Annotated in this window: 1 protein-coding gene; it reads left to right on the forward strand. The window is 71.3% G+C overall.

The window, feature by feature from the left end:
* The first annotated feature begins 49 nt into the window (after positions 1-49).
* Positions 50-652 carry a TasA family protein gene (locus tag GCU60_RS19710; RefSeq protein ID WP_163208345.1) on the forward strand — a complete coding sequence of 201 codons (603 nt, stop codon included), beginning with the start codon at positions 50-52 and terminating at the stop codon, positions 650-652.

Raw genomic sequence — 652 nt, forward strand, 5'->3', positions numbered from 1 at the left:
GTGTCACCGGAAGCGCCGGTGCCACCCACGGACACAGGAGACACAGGACATGAGCACCACCGCCACCGCTTCCAGCTCCACCGCCCGCAAGATCGTCGGCTCCCTCGGCGTCATCGGCGCCGCCGCCGCCGTCGCCGGCCTCGGCACCTTCGGCACCTTCACCGACAGCTCCACCCCGGTCAACGCCACCATCGACAGCGGCACCCTCTCCATCAGCGCCACCCAGGTCGGCACCCTGCCGCTCAGCGTCTCCGGCTTCGTCCCCGGCGACAGCATCACCCGCGCCGTCACCCTCTACAACGACGGCAACCTGCCCTTCGCCAGCATCACCATGGGCGCCAGCGTCACCAAGGCCAGCATCCTGACCACCGACGCCGCCAACGGCCTGCAGAAGAGCGTCCGCTCCTGCGCCGTCGCCTGGGTCCAGTCCGGCAACACCTACACCTGCGCCAGCGGCGAGAAGCTCCTGGGCTCCGGCCCCGTCACCGCCGACGTCGCCCTCACCGGCGCCGCCTCCCTGGCCGCCCACGCCACCGACCACATCGCCTACACGATCTCCCTGCCCACCACCGCCGACAACACCTTCCAGGGCCAGACCAGCGCCTTCGCCCTCACCTTCACCGGCGTCCAGCGCACCGGCACCGCCCGCTGA

This window comes from Blastococcus saxobsidens (genome assembly GCF_010682065.1).
Taxonomy (GTDB): domain Bacteria; phylum Actinomycetota; class Actinomycetes; order Mycobacteriales; family Geodermatophilaceae; genus Blastococcus; species Blastococcus saxobsidens_B.

Bases quoted from the DNA above. Each gene is read 5' to 3' on its own strand.
- GCU60_RS19710 (WP_163208345.1), top strand. From the start codon at position 50: ATGAGCACCACCGCCACCGCTTCCAGCTCCACCGCCCGCAAGATCGTC.